We start from the raw sequence: 23,783 nt of genomic DNA on the forward strand, positions 1-23,783 counted from the left end.
GAACAATTTGCCTCGCTTCACAGATGCCGTGTCTCTGCGGGTGCCGCCCACCAGTTGTTGTTGCGTCCATCGGCATACTGAACCGGAGCATCAACCAGCTCTTGCAAATCTACGTTGTCGAGGGCAGCGGGTTTGACCGAAACGTAGTCACCGCCAAGCTCTTCAAGGTATCCACGTCCAAACGGGCGGACACCACAGCGTTTACAGAATAGATGATGACTGCTCTGGGTATTAAACTGGTAGTCACTCAGATCATCTTCACCCGCGAGCAGTCGAAATGCGTCAGGCTTGATGATTACGCTCCAATTTCGAGTCTTAGTACAGATTGAGCAATTACACTTGCCTGTGCCCAAACTCAGATCGATATCTGCTTCAAAACGAACAGCGCCGCAGTGGCAGCTTCCAGCGTATGTCTTTTTCATGGGTGCATCTCCATAACGACTTCATAAGAACTTTGCTGACCGAGTTTCAGAAAATTCTTATCCTCAACCTCTCAGGAATCAGAACAATGGTGGCTCGCTTTTTCTCTCGGATTATCTCTCGCCTTAATAGAACAAGGTTTCCTGCGATCGCCTTTGTTGGCTTTACAGCCTTGCTTCTGCTCTGGTTTATATCTCCCGTTTTGTCTCAAGAATCGTTAGAAGAGAAGGTATTTAACGAGGTTTGGCAAACAGTTAACGATAATTTTTATGATGACAATTTTAACGGAATTGACTGGGCAGCAATGCCAGACAAGTATAGACCTCAAATCAGGCAAGTACAAAGTCGTCAGCAGTTTGCGGAGGTCATTAATCAGATGCTAGCTGAATTGCAAACCTCCCACACCTACTTTTACACCCTAAGCGAAACTGCTTACTACCAACTTTTAGGGATTTTTCAACCTGAAATCAACGATCTACCAGCTACTGCAAAAGCACTATTTCCCAACGATAGATATGAGTACACCGGCATTGGTATTTTCACTAAAACCAGCCACGAAAAAACTTTTGTCAGCGCGATTTTGGAGGGCAGCCCAGCGGCGATCGCAGGTTTAAGGGTAGGCGATGAATTACTTAGCGTAGATGGCAACCCCTATCAACCGATTGAGTCATTTACAGGTAAAGCAGGACAAGACGTAACGCTGTTAATTCAGCGATCTGCTGATCCCACCAGCCAGCAGGAGATTAATGTCACTCCTCAAACATTCGACACGACGACCTTGTTTAAAGAGGCGCAGCAAGCCAGTACTCAAGTGGTTGAGCAACAGGGTAAACGCATTGGCTATATTCACATTTGGTCAAATGCGGCTGATCTTCATCAACAGCAGATGATGGAAGATTTGATGTTTGGCAAGCTCGCCGATGCCGATGGTTTGGTATTAGATATTCGTGACGGATGGGGAGGAGGTTCGATCGCCTATCTCAATTTCTTTACGGGCGAGAGTCCGAGCATCACCAGTATTAGACGAGATGGAAGTGCATTCATCGCCGATTACCGCTGGAAAAAACCCGTAGTTCTTCTGATGAATGAGGGCAGCAGAAGCAGCAAGGAAATTATCGCCTTTGGCTTTCGGCAAGCTGAAATTGGGACTTTAGTCGGCACGACCACCGCAGGCGCAGTTGTAGCGGGACGCGGCTTTGTGATGCAAGACGGCAGTTTGCTGTATGTTGCTGTAGCAAATGTGTTGGTAGATGGCAATCAGAGATTAGAAGGAAAGGGAGTAACCCCAGATATTCCTGTGGCTTTTCCGTTGGAATACGCAGAAGGCGTTGACCCTCAAAAGCAGCAGGCGATCGCTACATTAGTTACTGCTATTGAACAGCAACACCACCATTAACTGCAACCGCTTTATCAAGAGAAGATAAGAAACAAAGCAGAGTTTCCTACCCGCTAACGTAGCGCTACGCACATACTTTAAATTCGATGTGTAAATTTTGTAGGGGCATAGCAATACCATGCCCCTACGAGGGGGTTGAGAGCCGTGAATCATACCCGCATTCAGCAACGCCTCAATTACTTTTTGTTTACGGTGTGCCCGTGTTCGACTCGGTGATGTCGTTGCTGTCACTTGGAGGTGGCTCTGGCTCTGCACCTGAACGAAGTGCAGCGTTCACCGTAACACTTTGAACACCCTTGATTTCTCTGGCAAGTGTCTCAATCTTATCGAGTTGAGCTTGGTCAACCACTGTGCCTGCAACTGTTACCGCGCCATCTTTTGCTTCAACTGTTAACTCAGCTGCGGGTAGATTAGCTTCAAGTTTTGATCTCACCTCACTCCGCAGATCGCCGTCCGCTTTCTCAGCATCGCCTCCCGTTATGTCATTGCGCTGCTCAGCAGAGCGAATATCAGAGTTTAGCTGCCTGCGACGTAGCTCGGAAGTTGCATCGTCTTGGTTAGTTTCGGCAGTGGGTTGATCCAAATCAGCTTCAGCATTAGCCGCCGAATCAGGAGCACTGCTGCTGGTTCGAGCGGTAGAGCAACCTACGGCACTGATTAACAAAACGCTACCCAAAAGTAATGAAGTTACTTTTTTCATAATCTGAATCCAATGATGTTGTAAAAAACGTTTACTGCACAAACTTTGAAGGCAAATTCAAAGGCAAATTATTTAGCAGCAATGCATTAGAAATAGCCTGAAATTTCTAATATTCATCTAATGCTTTTAATGCATTGCTGATAAAACTACACCTAAGTGCGATCGGATGGAAAATCAACCGGTCCCTCTACTCTTGGATGCCCTTTAACTTTGACATCCAGTTCCTCATGACGAACGGTCTCTTCAGCATTCACAACTTCCTGGTTGACTTCCTTCCGTAAGCTGACTTCTTCTCGCACAAAGGCTTGTTTTTGGATGTTTGGTGTTTCTTCGTACATCTCCATCCGCATTACTTCGCCTTCACGGAAGTCCGCATCGCTAGGAGCTACAGCTTTACCGATTTCAGACGAAATGCGCTTAACCACAATGCGCTCTTTCTCGATTGGAACTGCAACCCTAGCTGTCTCTGTTTCAACGTGCTTGCTAACCGTTACCTCGCCTGCTTTTTGCCGGGTTTTCCCGACCCGCAGTTGTTCTTCGTAAAGCCGAACTGATTCACTATCAGTGACTGCTCGAACCGGGGTTTCAACGGTGCTACTCGGCGGGTTGATTGGAGCAGCAACAGGTTGCGCCTGCTCAACGGTTTGGGTGTGGGAAGCATCCGTTACGTTGTAAATGCCCCAGTCTTGAATGGTGTGCCGCTTGAGAACTTGTTCAGCGTGCTGAACATCGGCATCTGTACCTTGCACCATGACCAAGTAGTCACCACGAGAAACGCGATCGCTATAGACCTGCGCTTCTTTTTCAGGAATGCCTAGCCCAACCAGCGCTCCCAGCAAACCACCTGCTGCTGCTCCAATTGCGGTTCCCGAAAGAGCCGTCGCCAGCACGGTTGCTCCAGCCCCAGCTAACATCACAGGCCCGATGCCAGGAATTGCTAAAACGCCCAAACCCACTAACAACCCAGTGAGTCCCCCCAAAGCGCCTCCTGATACTGCACCTGTTTTGGCTCCGTCATCAGCTTTGTTGCCTACATGCTCACTCACGCTTGCACCAGCAAGTTTATCAGTGCGGTCATCTCTGGCAATTACGGAGACTTTGTCCATTGGGAAGCCACTACGCTCCAGCTCGTGCAGCGCTTGTTCTGCTGCGCGTCGAGTGGGAAACGTTCCGATCGCTCTTCTGGTTTGAGTTAAAGCCATACTTCCGCCCTTTCATCTAAAGTAAACCTGTATTTCTTACTTCATGTTGGGTCAGCTTGACGGCAGTCGTGTTCCCCTAAAGACTGAGCCCAAAATGCTCGAAAGAAATAGCTTTCGGCTAATACCTCATATTGCTTTCAGCCCTATGAATACTTTTGTTCACTCCTTTTTCCACTAAATAATTCAGGGATGTATCCCTGCTTCCCTTGATCTTTTAGTACCTAATCTTTAATCGGGAAGAGAGTAAAGTATTTAGGTAATTTTTACTTGAGGTGGTAGTGGTAAGATTAAAATACTCTACACAAGAGTGTTCGCGTAGCGCTTGCACTAGACTTGACTGCCCAATTGGGTTGTGTGATTGAAGCACAATTCAGCGATCGCAAACACAAAGTAAATCAATCTGATATTTCTAATCCCTAACACCGAGCTTTAATCCTTGCTTTACCCGTATGAATCCTTTGAAGTTGCGCCCTGAAGATTGCTCAGCCTTTGGACAGTTGGTGTTGCAGTATCTTCAAGACAACCCTCAAACCAACATGAGTCAGCTTGCTAAACAAGTGCATATTTCTCGTGCTGGATTGGGCTGGATTTGCCTCAAGCGCAGTGGTCCTGATGAGGAAACTGCTAAGCGGATTTCAGAGGTGATTGGCGCTGATCTACGAGAGGTTGCACGACTAGTGCATGAAAACAAAGTAGAAAATTTGTCAAATTTGGGTGGGTTAAACTACGTTGCTAAGGTGAATGGCAACAGGGTGAAGCGATTGATTCCTGTCTCTGATGCTCTCGCGGGGTTAAATAGTCTTTATCAAGCATTTCATCAGGTCACAAGAAGCGTCTCACTTGCCGAGAAGCCGTCAGAATTCCAAATTTACAAGCAGTCGTTTGAACTGCTAAAAGCACACCTTCTCAAACCTAAACAGAGAGCTTCTAAACATTCTGATAGCTTTAATTCGCCTGATCAAAATTGATATCTTTACCAGATTGATATCCTTGTCAGGCTGAAGCGATGCCTTGCTCAGAGGTTCGCTCCAGACACCCTGTCTCCTGACTAGCGTTTCATTCACCAATGACATGAGGAAGAAAAGCCCGTCTCACTTCCGATGCTCCCCGTAGGCTTGGCTCGATCGTCGCTGTGAACCAGGATAGATCGCCTTTGAGGAAATGAGCGTGGAGATCAACGAGCTTTCCATAGCGGTTGGCGATCTCTTGAATTGCTGTATTTATGCGCTGAAGGTTTTTGCGGGCGATCGCTGGCTCAATTCCTGAAAAATTGAGCCTGTCGTCTCCCAAGGTTGGATCGTACACATTACCTAGCAAAACAGGGCGAATGGGAAGGTGCTGCACAAAGGTGTCGAGAGCGTTAGCAAAGGTGGCAATTCCTGGTCCTGTATCTTGCATGAGTCCACGAAGCAGATCGTTCCCACCAACAGTGATCAGGGCAATTGCTTTTCCTTCAACCCGCAATCCTTGTGCTTGAGTGGGCAGACCCGCAACTGTTGCCCCATCAACGGCACGATGTTCAAGTCGGGCAGATCCATGTGAGGTAAGGTCTTGACCCTGAAATTCGGGAAACAGGCGATCGTCGTTCTGAACCAGCAGTTGTCCTGGATGAACGCCAAATTCGTTGTATCGTCCGCAATCTAAGATCGAATCACCGAATGTGTAAAGGGTTGTCATGGTTTGCTCCTGCTGAGTGTTTTGCTCCCGCTGATTGCAGCCCAAAAGTGCCAGGAGGCTTACTCCTCCGACTGCCTGGATCAATTGTCGTCGCGTCACTCGCAACGAAGTCATCTCTATTCTCCTCCTTGTCCGACGTTGATTAAGCCGGATAGATCCGCAAACGACGGTTCGGTTCTACTCCAAAGCTGCTAGATTTGAGCCGATAATGCTCAATAAATTCATGCTGCAGCTTGCGAACATGAGCGGAGCGTGGCAGCAACTCGACAGGCTGACCTTTTGGAATCACCACTTGCTCAACGGCTAGTCGCGCTTCTTCCAGGGCATCCCACTCATCATCTTCATCACCGCTGTAAGCAGACTCGCTTGATTCCAAATCAGGCTCTACCGATTTGTCCTCTTGTCCCAATGCCTGCTGTAAGGTGCTGGCAATGTGAGCAACGGTGTTGGCTTTAACCGCATAGATCGGCAGCCCATAGCCTTCTGCCATCCGCCGTAGGTTGGCGTGTTTTCTTAAATTTGCCTTCAGCGTCAAAATTGCATCTGCTCGTTCAACCCCACCCACGACTCGAACCGGCAATTTCAGTTGTTCAATTACTTGTTCAACCAAACTCCGACTCATTTGGTAGGGGTAAAGAGATAGCGATGTCTCTGAGTTGTTTTGAGCCGGTGGAATGGCGTCTATCTCCCAATCGCTCAGTAAGCGCTCAGGTTGGGGAATCACCAGCGGTTCCGTCTCCACGCGCTGTGGAAATGGCAGCACATGCCCTGCTGCATGTCGTTTGAGTGTTGGTGTGGATGGTGTAGAGTATTGCCCACCCCGACCTGTTCGCCGCCCTAAGGGCACTTGTGGAATCTCTTGGGTAATCGTAATCTGTCCCTGCTCATTCACAGTTCTGATTTGACGCGCAGGCTGATTTCCACGCAGGAGGCGATCGACGGTGTCGGTTACACTCTCATGCACAACCCACTTTTGGCGTTCCTGCATTTCAACCGCAATCTCGAAGGTTGGAGGTGCTTTTCGCTCTAGCACACTCTTCTGGGAACCACGACGACGAGCTTCGTCATCGCCTAGGGTTACAGATTGGATACCACCCACTAGATCTGATAGGGTTGGGTTCTTGATCAGGTTCTCCAACTGATTGCCGTGAGCCGTACCGACGAGTTGCACCCCGCGTTCGGCGATCGTTCGGGCTGCTAGTGCCTCTAGTTCAGTGCCGATCTCATCAATTACGATGACCTCTGGCATGTGGTTTTCCACCGCCTCAATCATCACCTGATGCTGTAACTCAGGACGCGCCACCTGCATTCGTCTTGCCCGTCCGATCGCTGGATGAGGAATATCCCCGTCACCTGCAATTTCATTGGAGGTGTCTATGATCACGACCCGCTTGTTCAGGTCATCTGCCAGAACACGAGCAATTTCCCGCAAAGCTGTCGTCTTACCCACACCTGGACGACCTAACATCAGAATCGATTGTCCTGTTTCGACTAGGTCGCGAATCATGGCGATCGTTCCTTCGATCGCACGACCGACCCGACAAGTTAGTCCGATGATTTCGCCTTGACGGTTGCGAATGGCACTAATGCGGTGCAAGGTTTGTTCAATTCCTGCCCGATTATCTGCTCCAAAATGACCCACGCGATCAGTGCAATCTTGCAATTGCCCCTGAGTGACCACTTGCTCTGAGAGATACTCGGCTTGATTGGGAAACCGGGCTTCTGGTCGTCGTCCTAAATCAAGCACCACTTCAACCAAAGCGTCGCGCTGAGGATGATGATATAACGATTGCCCAATCTCCTGAGGCAGCATCTCCAGCAGTAGCTGAAGTTCGTTTGTTGTATGCATTCTATAAACTGGCGTATCAGCGCCGATAAAAGAACGTAATTTATGTTGCAAAGCTTGCTTTTACCAAGTCCCAGGTAGCAAAACGTAGCAGATGAGTGGGGACTGGGTGGACTGAGTGAATTGTATAAATGTCTTTGATTTACATCCTAGACCTAGGAATCTTGCTATAGAAGATCTTGATTGTAACAAACCCACCTTTAAAGTATTGGATGAGAACCGAACGTTTTAGTGCGGATCGTGGCGTTGCCAAATGCGGGTACGACTCCCGGATCTCAATCCCCTTTGTAGGGGCATGGCATTGCCATGTCCCCACGAAATTCATACATCAAATTAGCAGTAAGTTGGCAATGCCTGGAGCATTTCTTTCAATACAAAAGCTGCTTAAAGAAAATAAGCCAAATGGTAGAACGCACACAGGGGGAAAGCTCCCAGTTACAAAACTTTAGATGGAGCAAACTCAAGTATTGGATAGATTAACCTTAAAATCATATTCTAAACAACACTTCCACTATGCAATCTGAATTCTCAATGCCCTATCAGACTGGTGCAAAAATGCCTCAAAACTCCAGTCATGTTAAAAACTCCAGCAAGGCAAAACTGACGACCTCAATTTCACCTCCCAACATTGAGGGTTCTCCAAAAGAGCAAAATTGACGTTCAGGAGGGTTGCAGTATCTCCAACAGTTGCTTGGAAGGTATGCTGAGGCGTTTCGCTACGAAATAGGTAGTTTGTGTGGCGATCGCCCTCATTCAGGGCTTGCTCGAAACAACCATTTTCTACAAGTTGCCTTTAGAAGATTACATCCAAAGTTGAATCTACAGACCGGAAGGAAACGTTTCTGGAACTTCTGTCGCTTCAGGCTGGCCTAGGTGATCGAGCGGTTCTACTGCATGGGTATGGTCAATGTGAATTACTGCATCAAATTGTGCCGGAAGTTGAGCTTTAAAGTAATGGCTTCTACGCTCGGTTCGGGGTGAATAAACCACCCCGATCGCCCTTTCTAGGCGTGCTTTTTGCAGTCCTGTAATCGCTGAATTATCGTGACGTAGATTCAACCAAAACTGAGGCAGTTCAACCTGATGAAAGACTGCTTCGTAGCTTCCGGGTAAAGCCGGTCTAACTTGCTTTACCTCGACCGGATCTCCCCAATGAGAAGCTGCTGCTACGGTTCCGCTGTAGGTAGTAAAACCAATGAGAACAGCCTCTTGTCCATAACGTTCTCGCACCAGTTGCCCTAAGTTCCACTCACCTGCTTTTTTCATATCGGTTGCCCGTGCATCTCCCAGGTGAGAATTGTGCGCCCAGACAACAATCTTGGGCTGTTTTCCCTGGCGGTTAAGGTGGGCAATGAGATGATCTAATGTCTCTGCCATGTGGCGATCGCGCACATTCCAGGAACTCTCTCGATCTTGAAACACTGAGCGGTAATAGGCTTCTGCGTTTTTGACTAGACGGGCATTCTGTTCTGCGTAGAAGAAGTCATCTTCTGCTACACGTCCATCCCGTTGAGCATACTCTCCCTTATGGCGCTGCAATTCCATCAATTGATTGATAGCTTCATTTTCACAGGGAGTAGTTAAGCCAAAAGTGGTCGCGTATCCGTAACTTTGCGAGTCTTCGCCAGCCTGGTCAAAGCAGGAATAACGATGACGGGCCTGTTTTGCTGCTTCCGGATCAACCTGTTCTAGATATTTCAGCACGGCCTCCATTGAGGCATACATACTGTAGAGATCTAGCCCATAGAACCCTACTTTTGCGCTATAGTCAGGCAGGGTGTCGTTATATTGACGTAGCCAGTCTACGAAGTTCAATACATCAACATTTCGCCACATCCATAGCGGAAAGTCTTGGAAATCGTCCAAAGCATCTGTTGCTGTTACATCTTTGCTAATGCCCCGGACAAAGCGATCGACCCGATCAGCGTTGGGAAAATCAGCTTCTACTGCTACTGCGACAAAACCTTTCTCCTGAATTAACTGTTTTGTCAGGTCTGCTCGCTGCTGATAAAACTCATGAGTGCCGTGGGAAGCTTCTCCAATCAACACAAATCGAGCATCCCCAATAAGCTCCAGCAAAGAATTATAGTCTTGCTCGGCTCCAGTTAAGGGATGAGCAAGTTGTTGAATACTGTTTATTAGAGGGGCGATCGCTTCCGACATGACTTTCAAAAAGCCTCGATTGAATTTAGCTATGATAGTGCCTACATCAGATCAATTTTGCGAAACAGTTTCCATTGCGATGATGTCATAATACTTCCCTCCAAATATCAGTGATGACAAAAAGCTGTGTTACTCTTTCGTGAGTTTGCTCTCATAGTATTGAGGGTCAAAAATAGCTCCATCCACCCTTAGGATTAGTGCGATTTCACAAAGGACAGTATTCCGTGTCACGCGTATTGGTAATTCACAACAGTGTATGGATCTTTCCAACTTTGAATAACTGAGAGCAATCCTAAATGGATTGTGAGAGTCCACTTTTTAAGGGGTGCCTCTCACAACCTGCTCATCTCACCAGTAATTTAGGACTGCTATAGATGTAGTGAAAACTACGAAGCTTCACGTGAGTCTAGCGACACAGACATGATGATTGATGCCAATCTTGCTATTTAATCTTGCTGGAAGCCATTTTCAACACAGCTTGTAGCAATGTATCTGGGTCAACAGGCTTGGCCAAATGCTGCTGAAATCCTGCCGCAAGTGCTTGCTGTCGGTCTGATTCTTTAGCATCGCCTGTTAGGGCGATCGCTGGCACCTGCCCCCCTTGCTCCGCCGTCAATTCTCTAATTCGGCGAATCAAGGTATAGCCATTCTCCTCAGGTAACCTAATCTCACTCACCAGGATGTCTAGTTGTCGCTTTAGAAACGCTTGCAGTGCGTCGCTGGTTGAACGAACTGCTGTTACATCTGCACCGTAAGTCTCAAACAGAAAAGCGAGAAATTGAAGGTTGTCATTCCCATCGTCTACGACCAACACCTTCAAACCGTTCAGGTTTAGATCATTATTTGAAGTCATAGAGCAGGAGCTTTAACAAAGTCTTTGAATATGGTTAATTATGCTCACTGAGAAACTCGCCTATCGTCGTCTAGCTTACCAAGCTTCAGATCTCCATCTTTAGATAGATGCACTACAAAGGTTAATAGTGGCGATCGACACATTGGCGGATTAAGCGTTATCCCTGCTCTTTCCATTCCCTTTAAAGATAGATGTTGTTCAAGACAGTTCAGGCAATGTTGGAATGACTCATCAAAAAAGGGAAGTTATGGCAATCGAAGGGGTAATTCTGGATGTGGACGGCACCTTGGTCGTGAGTAATGATGCTCATGCACAAGCTTGGGTTGAAGCATTTGCGGACTATGGCTATGAAATTTCTTTTGACCAAGTTCGTCCTCTCATTGGCATGGGTGGCGACAAGGTTGTTCCTCGCATGGTTTCTTCCCTGAATGGCAAGAATGGCACTGGCAAGGAAATCGCCAATCGACGTAAGGAATTGATTATCAGTAAGTTCGGTGCTCAACTTCCACCAACAAAGGGGTCACGGGAGCTAGTGAAGAAGTTGCAAGCAGAGGGGCTGCATTTAATCATTGCCAGTTCTGCGACTGAGGAAGAAATGGGAGTTTTACTTAAGGCTGCTCAGGTCGATGATTTGATTTCGGAATTCACGACTTCTAGTGACGCAGAAGAGTCGAAACCAGAACCAGATTTGGTAGAAGCTGCTTTGGATAAAGCCCAGTTGCAGCCCGATCGCACCATCATGCTAGGAGACACACCCTACGACATTGAATCAGCAGGGAAAGCGGGTGTGGGCGTAATTGCCTTTCGCACAGGTGGATTCAGTGATGAGCAGCTTCAAGGGGCGATCGCCATCTACGACGATCCGAGTGACTTGCTAAATCACTATGAGACCTCGGCGATCGCAGGGGAGGGTTGACCTTCTGCTAGAGCTACAAACCGGGGCGACAGCAGCGCAAAACGCAACGAATTTAACTCAAAGGCTTTTGAAGCACTGGTTTGTAGTTTAAACATCACTACAGCTTCATCATTGGCTCATTCTAAGGATATGGCGATCGCCCCTACACTCATTCCATTAGTTTGAGGGAGGCGAACAATTCATAGCCATAGAATGGTTGCCAATGCTCCGTTTTGGAGTAATTTTTGCGTCACTATTTAGAGCTAAACTTTCACAACTTTCTAGCACCATAACAATAAAAATGTTCCTCGCCCGGATTACGTTATCCTCACTGCGTGCGTATTGGACTCGACTGCTCAGGCGACCCCAGGGGCGATCGCTGTCATCATTTTCTCTGGTGTTTGCGATCGCCTTGAGCTTGAGTCTTGTGCTTTCTGCTTGCGATTCAGGTCTGTTGAATAAATATGTTGCAGTACCTCAATTTAGCATTGGGTTAGATCGAGAAAATGTGATTCGGTTAGGGCATCAAAAATATGGAACGCTGAGCATTGTCAGAATGCAGCGGTCGGTCGAAGAACGACTGAAACCCCTCGGCGTTACGGTGCGCTGGAATCAATTTTCCACCGGGCCACAATTGCTAGAAGCGTTGAACGCGGGGCGGCTTGACTTTGGACATGCTGGAGAAGCTCCCCCTGTCAATGCTCAAGCCGCAGGAGCGTCCTTGCTCTATGTGGGTAGTCAACCTCCCAACCCCGCAGGCGAGGCAATTTTAGTACTCCCAGATTCTCCAGTTCGTCAGGTTGCTGACCTAAAAGGCAAAAGAATCGCATTCAACAAAGGCTCAAACGTGCATTACTTCGTAGTGAAAGCACTGGAAAAAGCCGGATTAGACTATAGCGATATTGAACCTGTTTTCTTGCCGCCCGCCGACGCACGAGCCGCTTTTGAGCGCAAGAATGTAGATGCCTGGGCAATTTGGGACCCCTTTTTCGCAGCGGCTCAATATGCAACTGATGCTCGAATTCTGACAGACGGGCAGGATATTATTGCAAATCGTGAGTTTTTTCTATCTTCACAGCACTTTGCCCAAACCCATCCCGATCGCCTTCAAATGGTTTTAGATGTCATTGCAGAGACGGCTGAATGGGCAAAACCACGACCCAGAGAGGTTGCCGCTTTAATATCCCCCCTACTGGGCATTAATGTTGAGGTTTTGACACAGGTTTCTGCTCGAACAAGCTATGGTCTGAATCCAATCACACCAGAAGTTGTCGCTTATCAACAAGAGTTAGCTGACACATTTCATCGTCTGAAGCTAATTCCAAATCAGATTGATATCAAACAAGTGGCGATGATGAATCCACAGATGAATCAACAAACAAATCAACAACAGTCATCATCGTTAGAGCGATCGCCAGTTACCACTAACCCATGACCCCAGAAAATTGATATGCACCGCAGACTTCCTAAAGTAGTCATAGGACAACTCACTCCTTGGATTTTGCCCATTACTTTGCTCATCCTTTGGCAAATTTTGGTGCAAATAGGCTGGCTCTCAACTAAAGTATTGCCTGCACCATCTGATGTGGTGATTGCAGGAGGATGGCTAGCTCTGACAGGAGAATTATCTCGTAACCTGATTATTAGCACCGTGCGTGCCATTATCGGGTTCTTAATTGGAGGCTCCATCGGCTTTGGTTTAGGATTGCTGAATGGTATTGCCCGTCCTGCCGAAGAAGTGTTAGATACCTCCGTACAGATGATCCGCAACATTCCCCATTTAGCCCTGATTCCACTCGTCATCTTGTGGTTTGGCATGGGCGAGGAGGCAAAGATCTTTTTAGTCGCGTTGGGTGTCTTTTTCCCAATCTATCTCAACACCTTTCATAGAGTTCGCTCAGTTGATCCAGAATTGATTGAGATGGTAAAGTCCTACGGTTTACAGGGCTGGTCTTTATTCAGAAAAGTGATTTTCCCAGGAGCATTAAGTTCAATTTTGGTGGGTGTGCGCTACGCGCTCGGCATCATGTGGCTGACGTTGATTGTGGCTGAGACCATTACCCTGGACTCTGGCATTGGCTACATGGCGATGAATGCGCGTGAGTTTATGCAAACCGATGTCGTCGTCTTGAGTATTCTTATGTACGCCATTCTTGGAAAGTTAGCCGACGTTGCCACCCGTGCGGTCGAGAAGAAATGGTTGAAGTGGAATCCAAACTACCAGACTGTTTAAGCAGAAATTTTAAAGCATGTCATTAATAAGAAATTAATAAGAAATTAATAAGGGTGTATCACTATGGAAAGGGCAAGCGGTGCAGATGTAAAAATCATGGGTTTAACGAAAACCTATGGGGATAAAACAGTTCTACAAAATCTTAATTTAGAAATTGCACGCGGAGAGTTTGTGGCGATCGTTGGGCGCAGCGGTGGCGGTAAAAGTACGCTCCTGCGGTTGATTGCAGGATTTGAAGAGGCGACAGACGGAGGCATCCTGATTGATGGAATGCCACTGCATGGACGCAATCGAGCAGCCTGCACCATGTTCCAAAATGCGCGTCTCCTGCCCTGGGAGCGAGTGCTTGAGAATGTTGGATTAGGACTACACCAGAAAAACTGGCGACAACAAGCACAACAAGCGTTAGCACAAGTCGGATTAGCGGAACGAGCTGGGGAGTTGCCGGCTGTTTTGTCGGGTGGTCAAAAGCAGCGGGTTGCCCTCGCTAGATCTCTGGTTAGAGAGCCGCGCTTACTTATGTTAGATGAACCGCTTGGTGCCCTTGATGCCTTGACTCGAATTGAAATGCAGCGGCTAATTGAAAGCATTTGGCAAGAAAAACAGTTCTCTGTGTTTCTCATTACTCATGATGTGGATGAAGCGGTAATGCTTGCCGATCGCGTCCTCTTAATCGAACATGGTCAGATCAGCCTGGATATGCCTGTGCCACTGCCCCGCCCCCGTCAACGAAAATCACGGGCGTTTGTAACCTTGGCAGAAGACATTCTAGAGCGGGTAATGGGAAATCAGGTGAATTTGATGAGTGTTTAATTAGCTCAGTATTTAAGGGAAGCCAAAACCTCGTTGTAAGGGACAACGCCTGCGACAGCATGGTTCACCTGCTTAGCCATACGAGAATTCTGTTTCATCAACATGGGCGGACTTAATTTTGATTGCTTCTTCTACAAATTCATTAGACTGGAGGGATATCCCTATCTGCTGAAGACTTTCTGTGCGGCTAACGAGAGCGGAAACTTATAGAATGACCGTCAGGTAGAGCTAATGGAGAGGCAACACCACCAAGCATGATTTATGAATGATGATCCGGTCAAACTTCATTTTCAAGTGATCCGGCAGCGAATTACGGCGTTGCAACAGGAAGATGCAGCAGCTTGGCAAGGAATTGATGTTGCGCTTGAAGACCTGCAGGTGATGTGTGAGGAGATGCAGAAAAATTTGGAGGCAACCGAGGTTGTCCAGAATGATTTACTGCATTATCGCGATTTGTTTCGGTCCTGCCCGATCGCCTATTTAGTCACTGACGCTGATGGGGTGATTCTGGAAGCGAACGAGGCGATCGCCAAACTCCTCAATGTACCGGAACGTTATTTAGTTGGAAGACCTCTCGCTTTATATGTGGCAGAAGGCGATCACCCCGCTGGAGAACTGCGAAGCAACCGCTTGGACTTTCGGACTCGATTGAACCAGCTTTCTGAAGCCCGTGAGACACAGATTTGGCAGATAAATTTATGCCCACGGGACGGGCAACCGTTTGCGTCTGAGTTGCATATTGCGCCCCTTGCGGTATCGACAAAGCAGCACGCTCATAGTCCGAATGGGCTAATCGAAATGCGAATTGGGGTGTACGACTTAAGCCGCTCTCAGCAGATCGTTTCGCCTACAGATTTGCACGAAACAATGGCTCGTCTGGCTGAGCAACAACCTTGGGAAGCCAAACGAGCAGAAGGGATATCCCTAATGAAAATACCTCATGCTCTAGATGGCTTACGAGTGCTGGTGGTCGATGACGAAGCAGACATCCGTGAATTTATCACCACTGTTTTGAATCCTATGGCATTGGGGTCAGGGCAGTTGCTAGCGCAGCGGCAGCGCTAGAGGAGCTAGAGCAATTTCATCCTGATATGTTGATGAGTGATATTCGGATGCCCAATGGAGACGGTTATAGCCTGATTCGGCAAATCCGGGCGTTAGAAGCTGGGCAGGGAGGGCACATTCCTGCTGTCGCAATCACCGCTTACCTAGACGAGGATCGGGAGAAAGCGTTGAAGGCGGGCTATGAGACACATTTGCACAAGCTAGCTCATCCCACTACATGGATTGAGATGGTGGCTCAATTAGCTGGATATTGATGAAAGCGGTAAATTTTGAGGGCTGGGCATCGGGATTCATCCTGATTTTCTGCCTATGTCTTTGATCGCTTCGCTCAAGCGGAAGTCTCCAGCAGCCATTCACCGGGAGGAGTGGGAATTGGGCTGGCGATCGCACGTCACCTAACCGAGTTGCACCACGGCAGGATCGAGGTCGCCAGTGAGAGAGCAAGACAAGGAGCAACCTTGACCGTCCGATTACCATTCATGAACGCGGCTGAACTGAACTCAAACGCCTCGGAACAGAAAGCGTAAATTTTATGCAACTCGACAATGACAAGCAGCTCTGCATCAGCGATCCCTTGCAGGATTCGGAAGTACTCCTGCGGGCGATGGTTGAAAATCTGCCGGGTGGAGCTGCGTTTGTGGTTGACTCCGATCTACGCTATCGGCTTGCTGAAGGTGAAGCGCTCTCTGCTGCTGGTTTCAAACCCGAAGATCTGGTTGGGCATACCATTTTTGAGGTATTACCGCCTGACTTAGCTGCGAGCTATGAGGGGCTGTATCGTAAAGGGTTGGCAGGTGAGACATTTAAGCATGAGCACAATGCTCACGATCGCTTCTACATCTCATGGGGCACGCCTTTACGGTCTGCAAATGGTGAAGTCTACGCCGTGCTGGCCGTCTCCTACGACATTACCGATCGCAAGCGTGTCGAAGCTGAGCGCAAACAAGCCGAAGCCGCTGCTGCTGCCGATCTCGAAGACACGCAACGGCTACGAGAACTTAGTACCCGACTGGTGGCTGAAGACGACATTCAAACGCTGTATCAAGAGATTGTAGCCACAGCGATCGCCCTCACCCGCGCCGATGCTGGATCAGTGCAAATTCTCGATGAAGCTACGCAAGATTGTCTGCTGCTGGCGGCTCAGGGTTTTGAGCAAACTATAATCGAGCGTTTCTATCGCGTTAACGCGAGTTCAAACGCCTCCTGCGGTATGACGCTGGCAACGGGCGATTGCGCCTTCATTGACTTTGATGGGCCCCATAAAGACCTCGATGCCTCAGTACGATGGCACTTTGAGGCAGGCTATCTCTCGGCTCAGTCTACGCCGCTGATTTCGCGTTCGGGCAAAGTGATTGGTATGGTTTCGACCCATTGGCGCAAACACCACCGACCGAGCGATCGCGAACTGCGCTTTCTAGATTTGCTTGCCCGCCAAGCGGCTGACCTGATTGAGCAGCGGCAAGCCCAAGTCACCTTACGCGAATCAGAAGAAAAATATCGATTGTTGTTCAACGCCATTAATGAAGGATACTTTCTCATTGATGTAATTTTTGATGAAACTAATCAGCCCGTTGACCTCTTGTATCTGGAGTCCAATCAAGCTGCGATCGCCATGACTGGGCAAGATTTCACCGGACGACGGCTGAGCGAAATTAACCCGAATTATGAACTCTTTTGGTACGAAATCTTTGGTCGCGTTGCCCGCACCGGCAAAGGTGAGCGATTAGAGCGATATGCCAAGCCGGATCAAAAATGGTACGACTTCTACGTGGTTAAAGTCGGTAATGCTAGCGCTCGCCGCATTGCCGTCGTCTTTCAAGACATCACCGAGCGCAAACAGGCAGAAGAAAAATTGCACCGAGCTGCCGAGATGGATGCCTTTCGGGTCAAGCTGTCGGATGCACTGCGATCGCTCACCAATCCGGTTGAAATTCAGGCAGTCGCCGCACGGGTGCTGGGCGAGCACCTCGGCGCGAATCAGGTACACTACGGCGAAACCATCGGCGAGTACGTGGTCATTAGTCAGGGGTACGGTAACGGACTTCCACCTATGGTCGGGCGCTTTCGCTTCATTGATTTTGGCGAACGACTCATAGCTGACTACCGGGCAGGTCGGATATCGCTATCGCGCGATGTGGTCAACGACCCCAACATTACCGAGTCCAAGCGACAAGTTATCACTGGAGCCGGTTTCCGCGCCTATGTCGCTGTGCCGCTCACCAAAGCAGAAGGATGGGTTGCCACCCTCGCCGTTCATAGTATCGCCTCCCACGGCTGGACGACCGATGAAGTAGAGTTGGTGCAGGAAACCGCCGAGTACACTTGGGCAGCGGTTGAACGTGCCCGCGCAGAAAAAGCCCTACGTGAATCGGAGATTCAACGGATTCAAGAACAATCTGCCCGTGAGCAAGAACGCCAACGCGCTGAAGCACTAACAGAACTCGATCGCGCCAAAACGATCTTCTTCAGCAACGTCAGCCACGAATTCCGTACTCCGCTAACGCTGATGCTGGCTCCCCTACAAGATGCCTTGAGCGATCGCGCCCTCCCTCCTGCTCATCGAGAAGGCTTAGATCTGGCTCATCGCAGTAGTCTTCGCTTGCTGAAACTGGTGAATACGCTCCTCAACTTTTCTCGCATCGAAGCCGGACGGATGGAAGCCGTTTATGAACCAGTCGATTTGGCACAGTGCACAACTGAGCTAGCGAGTGTGTTTCGTTCTGCAATCGAGCGGGCAGGTTTGCGACTGATTGTCGATTGCCCACCTCTACCAGAACCTGTCTTTGTAGACCGGGAGATGTGGGAAAAAATTGTCCTCAACCTGCTCTCCAACGCCTTTAAGTTCACCTTTGAGGGCGAAATTACCTTATCCATCAGAGCGGAAGCAGGGGAAACGCTTCAGGCTTCGACTGCCAAAGTTGATAGTTTCACCTCAAAACTCCAAATGCCAGGCTCCAAACTTGAAACTCTGAGCTTGGAACTTGAAACTCCGAGCTTGGAGCCCGAAATTCCGAGCTTGGAACCCGAAACTTCGAACTTGGAACTCGAAACTCCGAGCTTGGAACTTGGAGTCTTGAGATCAGAGGTCAAATCATCACCCTCATTCCCTCGTGTTGTTTTGGAAGTGCGAGATACAGGCGTTGGTATCTTGCTGGATGACCTGCCTCATCTGTTTGAGCGGTTCTATCAGGTGCGAGGCACCCAAGCACGAACCCATGAAGGATCAGGAATTGGTCTAGCCCTGGTAAATGAACTCGTTCGACTACATGGCGGCACCATCAACGTGAGCAGCACTGTAGGGCAGGGAACTTGCTTTACGATCGCCCTCTTCTTTGGCACAGAACATTTGCCCAGCGATCGCCTTCAGGTTGAAGGCGATCGTATTCAGCCAACCCGTACCCTAGCATCAACCGCGATTGATGCAGCCCTTTGTGTCAAAGCAGCAGAGCAGTGGGCTCCTCTGGGGTCCACCGAGACGCAGAGATACGGAGACGCGGAGAATTCTACTGTTTCTCCCACTCCGCGCCTCCCTCTTCCCGCGTTCTCCTGGTGGATGACAACGCTGATATGCGAGAGTACCTGACCCGAGTACTCAGCAAACATGTTCAAGTAGAAGCCGTGGCAAATGGAGGAGCGGCACTGGCAGCCGCTCAAGCGTAAGTGCCCGATCTAATCGTGAGTGATGTGATGATGCCAGAGCTAGACGGCTTTGGGTTACTTCAGGCATTGCGGGCAGACCCACGCATGAGAGAAGTTCCCATCATCTTGCTGTCGGCGCGTGCCGGAGAAGAAGCGATCGTGGAAGGACTGGAAGCTGGGGCAGACGATTACCTGATCAAACCCTTTTCGGCGCAAGAACTGGTGTCTCGCGTCAATGCCCATCTTCAGATGGCACAACTGCGTGGGGAAGCGCTTAATCAAGCAAGAACCACCATTCGCAGAAAGGATGAACTGCTATCCACGGTTTCCCACGAACTCAACACTCCCCTGGTCTCGATTTTGGGCTGGACGCGCCTGCTGAGAACTAATCCCCCCAGTCCGGCCATATTAACCAAAGCGCTAGACACGATCGAGCGCAACGCGACGCTGCAAGCCAAACTCGTGCAAGATTTGCTAGATATTTCTCGAATCACCACAGGCAAGCTGCGGTTGCAGCTTCAACCCGTCGAACTAACAGCTGTGATTGAGATGGCGATCGCCTCTATCCATCATCTCGCTGAAGCCAAAGGGATTGATTTGGTGAGTTGGGGCAAAGGTCAAGGTCAAACGGTTGATGCTGTGGTGATGGGAGATAGCGATCGCCTTCAGCAAGTCATCTGCAATCTCCTGACCAACGCGATTAAGTTTACGCCAGAAAGTGGGCAGGTCGAGGTTCAACTCATCACTCATGCCATTTCGCAGTCCGCAAACTACGCCGAAATCCGTGTCACCGATACAGGCATTGGGATTGCTGCTGATTTTCTGCCTCATGTCTTCGATCGCTTCCGTCAAGCCAGAGATTCTGATTCAGAGAATGGGCTGGGATTGGGACTGGCGATCGCCCACCACTTAGTCGAACTTCACAACGGGACAATTCACGCCGAAAGTGCAGGAGAAGGAAAGGGCACAACCCTGATTGTCCGCTTGCCGCTGCTAACATCAATGCCCGTTGAGCAATCGACAGGACCATCATGATTTGATGAAAGATACTCCCCTATCCGCAACAGATTTGATCTGCTCTCCTGTACCTTTTCTCTGCCATTTGACAGGGGCTTTGTTTTTGGGAAATTCCTACGATCTTTGTGTGGAAAAACACATTTTCATTTCTCCTTAATTTCACTTTTCTTTGATTTTGCCTTAATAATATGAGCTTCCTTTCGATTGAAGAACTGAAAGAACTGGTTGACCAGCCGCAAGGATTGTGTGTATCGATCTACATGCCCACTGTGCAGCTTGGTTCTGAAACTCAGCAAAACTCTGTTCGCTTTAAGAATCTAATTCGACAGGCGCAAGCAGAGTTAGAAAAATATGAATCGCCACCTCTCGATCTAGGTGAATTTCTTCAGCCTGCGATCGCCTTGGATACGGATGAATTTTGGCAGCATCAGGACGCGGGTTTAGCTTTGTTCGTCTCAGAAGGATTTTTCCGCTTCTATCGCGTGCCGCTCGAAATGATTGAACTGGTGGTCGTGAGCAATCGCTTTCATCTCAAACCATTAATTCCGCTGTTGGGCGGAGATAACCGCTTCTACATTCTCACGCTTGGTCAGCGCGATATCCGTCTTGTGGAAGCTAATCGCTACGGCATTACCCGTGAGGTTGAAATCGAAGGCTTGCCAAAAGACATGGATGAAGCCTTGCAGTATGACGAAACATCAAAAGATCAACAGCGGCGGCAGGAGGGCGGTGCAGGTCGTGCAGGCTTACAAGGTGGCGGCTCATATCACGGACAAGGAGCCGATCGCGAAAACGTGAAGGAAGATTTGCTGCAATATTTTCACTTAGTGGATAAAGCGCTGCACGACTTCTTCCGCAACCGTCGCTCTCCGCTTGTTCTAGCTGGCGTTAACTATTTGCTGCCAATTTATCAGGAGGCAAATACCTACAATTTTATTGTGGAAGAAGGCATTCAACACAATGTCAAAGAGCGATCGGCGGAAGAGCTTCATGCGGAGGCTTGGGCGATCGTAGGGCCACAGTTTGAAGCAGACCAGCAAAAGGCGATCGATTACTATCATGAGTCGATTGCTAATGGTAAAGGATCAAACGATTTGAATGAAGTGATTCAAGGTGCGTTTTATGGTCGTGTAGAACAGCTTTTTGTTCCAGTTGGGGTGCAGAAATGGGGGCATTTTGATCCGGACTCAATGCAGCTTGAAATGCACGATGAGACTCAACCGGGTGATGAAGATTTGCTCAATGCAGCAGCTATTCAAACGGTTCTTCATGGTGGAACGGTGTATGCCGTTGAGCCAGAAGGAGTACCGGATGAGACACCCGTTGCAGCAGTGTTTCGCTACTAATTGCGATTTATAGAGCGACACGTCAATTTCTGTGAGGGCGCACCGCGGTGCGCTCCTACCCACATCTACAACATCTTCAAATCAATAGAACAAAAAAGAGGACGGAGCTTTAGCTCCGTCCTCTTTATCAACTTCGTGAAGGTGAGGGTGTGACCGTGACAAGTCGAGTGCTTGAGTCGATTGCCACTTTTGCCAGTCCAAATTGCTCAATCACCCAGGCATTGGTGATCAGATGAGTACTGATTTCTGCCACTCGATATTGGCTGGGTTCCAAAGCTAAGGCGGCTGGCAGGAGGAGCTGATCCGCTAAATGAACATCAACGGGTGCTCCATTTTCGTGGAACGCTAGAAACTCCTGGGTGGCGATCGCAGCAACTTCTTCGGCAGGTAATCCGATTTTTCCAACTGCCCCAAAGCCTGTCCGGGTATGCTCATACTCTGCCATCAAAAAGATGCCCGTTCCGGGACCAACGCCTCGTTCTCGTTGGGGCTGCACCTGAGCTTTTAACTGCGCCTGCTCTAACAAATTCTGTGCTCTGTTTGCCATCCGTTGAGGAATGTGGGACGGCAGCTCTGTGGCGATCGCCAATCCTTTAACCTGATGTAAGTCTCCCCGCTCTAGCAGGTGAATTGGTTGAAGTGAACCCACTCCACCATTTCCACTAACCTGCAAGTTCAACTCACCGCCACCCCGCGGATACCAGCCCCAAGCCTTCAGTTTCACGGTTGCCTGTACACCCATCTGCTGCAAACAGGGCAAATACACATGTTCAATGTAAGGAGCGGGTGGACTCCAGGGAATAAAAGTGCCTCCTCTCAAAGTCACGATCGACTCCCCTTGAGTAAGTGCCAAGGGCAGCAAAACCGTTTGTAGAATTAGGGTTACGGCTCCGGCTGATCCAGTTCCTACCGTTTGTGCAACGTCAAAGGTATATTGTCCCGCTTGAATGGGTTGGCTGGGAGTAAATTCTATCTGGGTTGAACCAACGCGATCACCTACAACCTTCGCTTGACACAGCATTGCGGCTGCCCGCACTCCAGTTAAATGTTGGATTGCCAATCCTGGCTTTTCCCGTTTTGCTCGAATGCGATCGATCCGAATCGCTCGCCCGGTAATCGCCGCTAAACTCAAGCTGGTGCGAAGGATTTGCCCTCCCCCTTCTCCATAGGAACCGTCGATATGTAGCATCTTAAATATCCAGAATCACTTGTGCCATCCAACCCGACTCTGTTTTTTCGAGTTGAAACTGATGGAGCGTGACAGCTTTGACATCCACTCGCTGATGATGGCGATCGCGATCTAACCTTTCTCCTTGAGTCATGGCTGTCAGATGATAAATAGATTCCTTTTGGGCAATTTCCACCTGTTGGGCTCGGAGTAATAACAACTCACTGTCCTTGTAATAAACAAATTCTTGTAAAAAGTTAAATAATAGTAAATCCAGCTCATCATTTTCTAGTTGAAATGTGCGCGCTTCAGTGAGTGCGATCGCTTCGAGATTATCAATCATTGTGTTAATTACAGCATCTCCTGCCGCTCTGAATACTTCCTCCAAATCGTCTCCCCAGGCATGGAAGGCAATATCAGCCGTAGCGATATCTTCAAGGAATTCGTAGGGCATAGCACTTACTTTTGCTCACAGGATTGAAGGCGATCGCAAATTTCAGGTTTTTGTTGGGTGACGTGTTTGCCGATAAAAACAAGTTCTGTAGAAGAGGGTTCAAAGAGTTCTAAGTCCCAACGTCCGGCAACAAAATTGAACAGGTGGGTACCTTCAGGAAATTGCACAAACCCCTTGGCTCGATAGATATCAGAACTGAGAGAATCGGCAAATTCAGTAAAACAGGTGCGATCGTAAACTGCCTGCGATGTGTAACTGAAAGACTCAAACTCAGGTTGATGATGATGATGCAGGGATGGCTGTAAGCGCTCTCGACCAATGCCAAATAACAAATCGGGGTCGATCTGACAGCGAATCGTGGGAATGATCGAAGCAATTTCATTCAGACTCTGAAGTTTGCCCGTAATCGTTGCTAATTCCTGTTCAGAAACGAGATCTACCTTGTTGAGCAGCAAGATATCTCCAGACTCAATCTGGATGCGACTGGTATGTCCCACTTGGGGATACTTCACCAATCCGTCTGCATCAATGACCGTGATAACGCCATCTAGTCGAACTTGGGGCAAACTCTCTTGAATATCAAACACCAGAGCATCGGGTTCTGCCACCCCAGTAGTTTCGACGACAAGATAGTCTGGATTCACCGTCGCAATAATTTCATCGACCGCCGCTTCAAACTCACCTAGCAGCGAACAACAGACACAGCCGCCGCCCAGATCTGCCATCTCTACATTCTTGCCTTGCAGAATCTTAGTATCGATCGCAATTTCGCCAAACTCATTCATCAAAATGGCAATCTTGCGCGGTACCACCGTCAGAATGTGCCGCAGCAGCGTCGTCTTGCCGCTACCCAGCGGCCCCGTAAGAACAGTCAGTGGTGTACGTCCTGGCATACC

The 23,783-nt window shown here is 48.8% G+C and carries 22 protein-coding genes; 12 read left to right on the forward strand and 10 right to left on the reverse strand.

Annotated features, from left to right (window positions below; translation table 11 throughout):
- Positions 1-17: 17 nt before the first annotated feature.
- Positions 18-422, reverse strand: a complete 405-nt coding sequence (locus H6F93_RS09110) for a GFA family protein (protein ID WP_190680165.1) — start codon at positions 420-422, stop codon at positions 18-20.
- Here H6F93_RS09110 and H6F93_RS09115 point away from each other — a divergent pair.
- Entirely contained in the window at positions 410-1,816 is a 1,407-nt protein-coding gene (locus H6F93_RS09115; protein WP_206755717.1) for a S41 family peptidase, read from the forward strand. The two genes, H6F93_RS09110 and H6F93_RS09115, sit on opposite strands and share 13 nt — an antisense overlap.
- A gap of 187 nt (positions 1,817-2,003) precedes the next feature.
- Here H6F93_RS09115 and H6F93_RS09120 read toward each other — a convergent pair whose 3' ends face one another.
- Both H6F93_RS09120 and H6F93_RS09125 read right to left on the reverse strand, forming a co-directional pair.
- On the reverse strand, positions 2,004-2,516 hold the full coding sequence (locus H6F93_RS09120; protein ID WP_190680167.1) for a BON domain-containing protein: 513 nt from the start codon (positions 2,514-2,516) through the stop codon (positions 2,004-2,006).
- A gap of 152 nt (positions 2,517-2,668) precedes the next feature.
- Positions 2,669-3,718 carry a YsnF/AvaK domain-containing protein gene (locus H6F93_RS09125; RefSeq protein ID WP_190680168.1) on the reverse strand — a complete coding sequence of 350 codons (1,050 nt, stop codon included), beginning with the start codon at positions 3,716-3,718 and terminating at the stop codon, positions 2,669-2,671.
- A 449-nt stretch (positions 3,719-4,167) separates the two neighbouring features.
- Between H6F93_RS09125 and H6F93_RS09130 the strand changes: the two genes are divergently transcribed.
- Positions 4,168-4,686: a helix-turn-helix domain-containing protein gene (locus tag H6F93_RS09130; RefSeq protein WP_190680169.1), complete on the forward strand. Its 519-nt coding sequence runs from the start codon at positions 4,168-4,170 to the stop codon at positions 4,684-4,686.
- Between the two features lie 88 nt (positions 4,687-4,774).
- On the opposite strand, the gene H6F93_RS09135 is transcribed toward H6F93_RS09130, so the two are convergent.
- From H6F93_RS09135 to H6F93_RS09150, 4 genes are all read right to left on the reverse strand, one after another.
- Positions 4,775-5,509, reverse strand: a complete 735-nt coding sequence (locus tag H6F93_RS09135) for an SGNH/GDSL hydrolase family protein (protein WP_190680170.1) — start codon at positions 5,507-5,509, stop codon at positions 4,775-4,777.
- 28 nt (positions 5,510-5,537) lie between these two features.
- Positions 5,538-7,244, reverse strand: a complete 1,707-nt coding sequence (locus tag H6F93_RS09140; RefSeq protein WP_190680171.1) for a R3H domain-containing nucleic acid-binding protein — start codon at positions 7,242-7,244, stop codon at positions 5,538-5,540.
- An 816-nt stretch (positions 7,245-8,060) separates the two neighbouring features.
- Positions 8,061-9,404 carry an erythromycin esterase family protein gene (locus tag H6F93_RS09145; RefSeq protein ID WP_190680212.1) on the reverse strand — a complete coding sequence of 448 codons (1,344 nt, stop codon included), beginning with the start codon at positions 9,402-9,404 and terminating at the stop codon, positions 8,061-8,063.
- A gap of 442 nt (positions 9,405-9,846) precedes the next feature.
- Positions 9,847-10,257, reverse strand: a complete 411-nt coding sequence (locus H6F93_RS09150; RefSeq protein ID WP_190680172.1) for a response regulator — start codon at positions 10,255-10,257, stop codon at positions 9,847-9,849.
- Between the two features lie 223 nt (positions 10,258-10,480).
- On the opposite strand from H6F93_RS09150, the gene H6F93_RS09155 reads away from it, so the two are divergent.
- The 10 genes from H6F93_RS09155 to H6F93_RS09195 all read left to right on the forward strand — a co-directional run bounded on the left by H6F93_RS09155 (position 10,481) and on the right by H6F93_RS09195 (position 21,265).
- Entirely contained in the window at positions 10,481-11,173 is a 693-nt protein-coding gene (locus H6F93_RS09155; protein WP_242043365.1) for an HAD family hydrolase, read from the forward strand.
- 280 nt (positions 11,174-11,453) lie between these two features.
- A complete protein-coding gene (locus H6F93_RS09160) occupies positions 11,454-12,587 on the forward strand; it encodes a sulfonate ABC transporter substrate-binding protein (RefSeq protein WP_190680173.1) in 1,134 nt (377 codons plus the stop codon).
- A gap of 15 nt (positions 12,588-12,602) precedes the next feature.
- Positions 12,603-13,385: an aliphatic sulfonate ABC transporter permease SsuC gene (gene ssuC, locus H6F93_RS09165; RefSeq protein WP_190680174.1), complete on the forward strand. Its 783-nt coding sequence runs from the start codon at positions 12,603-12,605 to the stop codon at positions 13,383-13,385.
- A 63-nt stretch (positions 13,386-13,448) separates the two neighbouring features.
- Positions 13,449-14,198 (forward strand): ATP-binding cassette domain-containing protein, encoded by a 750-nt coding sequence (locus H6F93_RS09170; RefSeq protein ID WP_190680175.1) that lies wholly within the window; start codon positions 13,449-13,451, stop codon positions 14,196-14,198.
- A 261-nt stretch (positions 14,199-14,459) separates the two neighbouring features.
- Positions 14,460-15,263: a PAS domain-containing protein gene (locus tag H6F93_RS09175; RefSeq protein WP_199313586.1), complete on the forward strand. Its 804-nt coding sequence runs from the start codon at positions 14,460-14,462 to the stop codon at positions 15,261-15,263.
- A complete protein-coding gene (locus tag H6F93_RS33325; protein ID WP_347277268.1) occupies positions 15,224-15,517 on the forward strand; it encodes a response regulator in 294 nt (97 codons plus the stop codon). Before H6F93_RS09175 ends, H6F93_RS33325 begins: the two co-directional genes overlap by 40 nt.
- Positions 15,518-15,628: 111 nt before the next feature.
- A complete protein-coding gene (locus H6F93_RS35095; RefSeq protein WP_347277267.1) occupies positions 15,629-15,790 on the forward strand; it encodes an ATP-binding protein in 162 nt (53 codons plus the stop codon).
- A 5-nt stretch (positions 15,791-15,795) separates the two neighbouring features.
- Positions 15,796-18,846, forward strand: a complete 3,051-nt coding sequence (locus H6F93_RS09185) for an ATP-binding protein (RefSeq protein WP_199313587.1) — start codon at positions 15,796-15,798, stop codon at positions 18,844-18,846.
- Between the two features lie 77 nt (positions 18,847-18,923).
- Complete coding sequence (locus H6F93_RS09190; protein WP_199313588.1) at positions 18,924-19,937, forward strand: hybrid sensor histidine kinase/response regulator; 1,014 nt, start codon at positions 18,924-18,926, stop codon at positions 19,935-19,937.
- Positions 19,938-20,107: 170 nt separating this feature from the next.
- Positions 20,108-21,265 carry a baeRF3 domain-containing protein gene (locus H6F93_RS09195; protein ID WP_190680176.1) on the forward strand — a complete coding sequence of 386 codons (1,158 nt, stop codon included), beginning with the start codon at positions 20,108-20,110 and terminating at the stop codon, positions 21,263-21,265.
- A gap of 127 nt (positions 21,266-21,392) precedes the next feature.
- On the opposite strand, the gene rtcA is transcribed toward H6F93_RS09195, so the two are convergent.
- From rtcA to H6F93_RS09210, 3 genes are read right to left on the reverse strand one after another with little or no spacing between them, the layout of a single operon-like run.
- Positions 21,393-22,454, reverse strand: a complete 1,062-nt coding sequence (rtcA, locus tag H6F93_RS09200; protein WP_190680177.1) for an RNA 3'-terminal phosphate cyclase — start codon at positions 22,452-22,454, stop codon at positions 21,393-21,395.
- A gap of 1 nt (position 22,455) precedes the next feature.
- Positions 22,456-22,887 (reverse strand): archease, encoded by a 432-nt coding sequence (locus tag H6F93_RS09205; protein ID WP_190680178.1) that lies wholly within the window; start codon positions 22,885-22,887, stop codon positions 22,456-22,458.
- A gap of 5 nt (positions 22,888-22,892) precedes the next feature.
- Positions 22,893-23,780, reverse strand: a complete 888-nt coding sequence (locus tag H6F93_RS09210) for a CobW family GTP-binding protein (protein ID WP_190680179.1) — start codon at positions 23,778-23,780, stop codon at positions 22,893-22,895.
- Between the last annotated feature and the right edge of the window lie 3 nt (positions 23,781-23,783).

The sequence above is a fragment of the Leptolyngbya sp. FACHB-671 genome, assembly GCF_014695745.1.
GTDB lineage: Bacteria > Cyanobacteriota > Cyanobacteriia > Elainellales > Elainellaceae > JAAUTN01.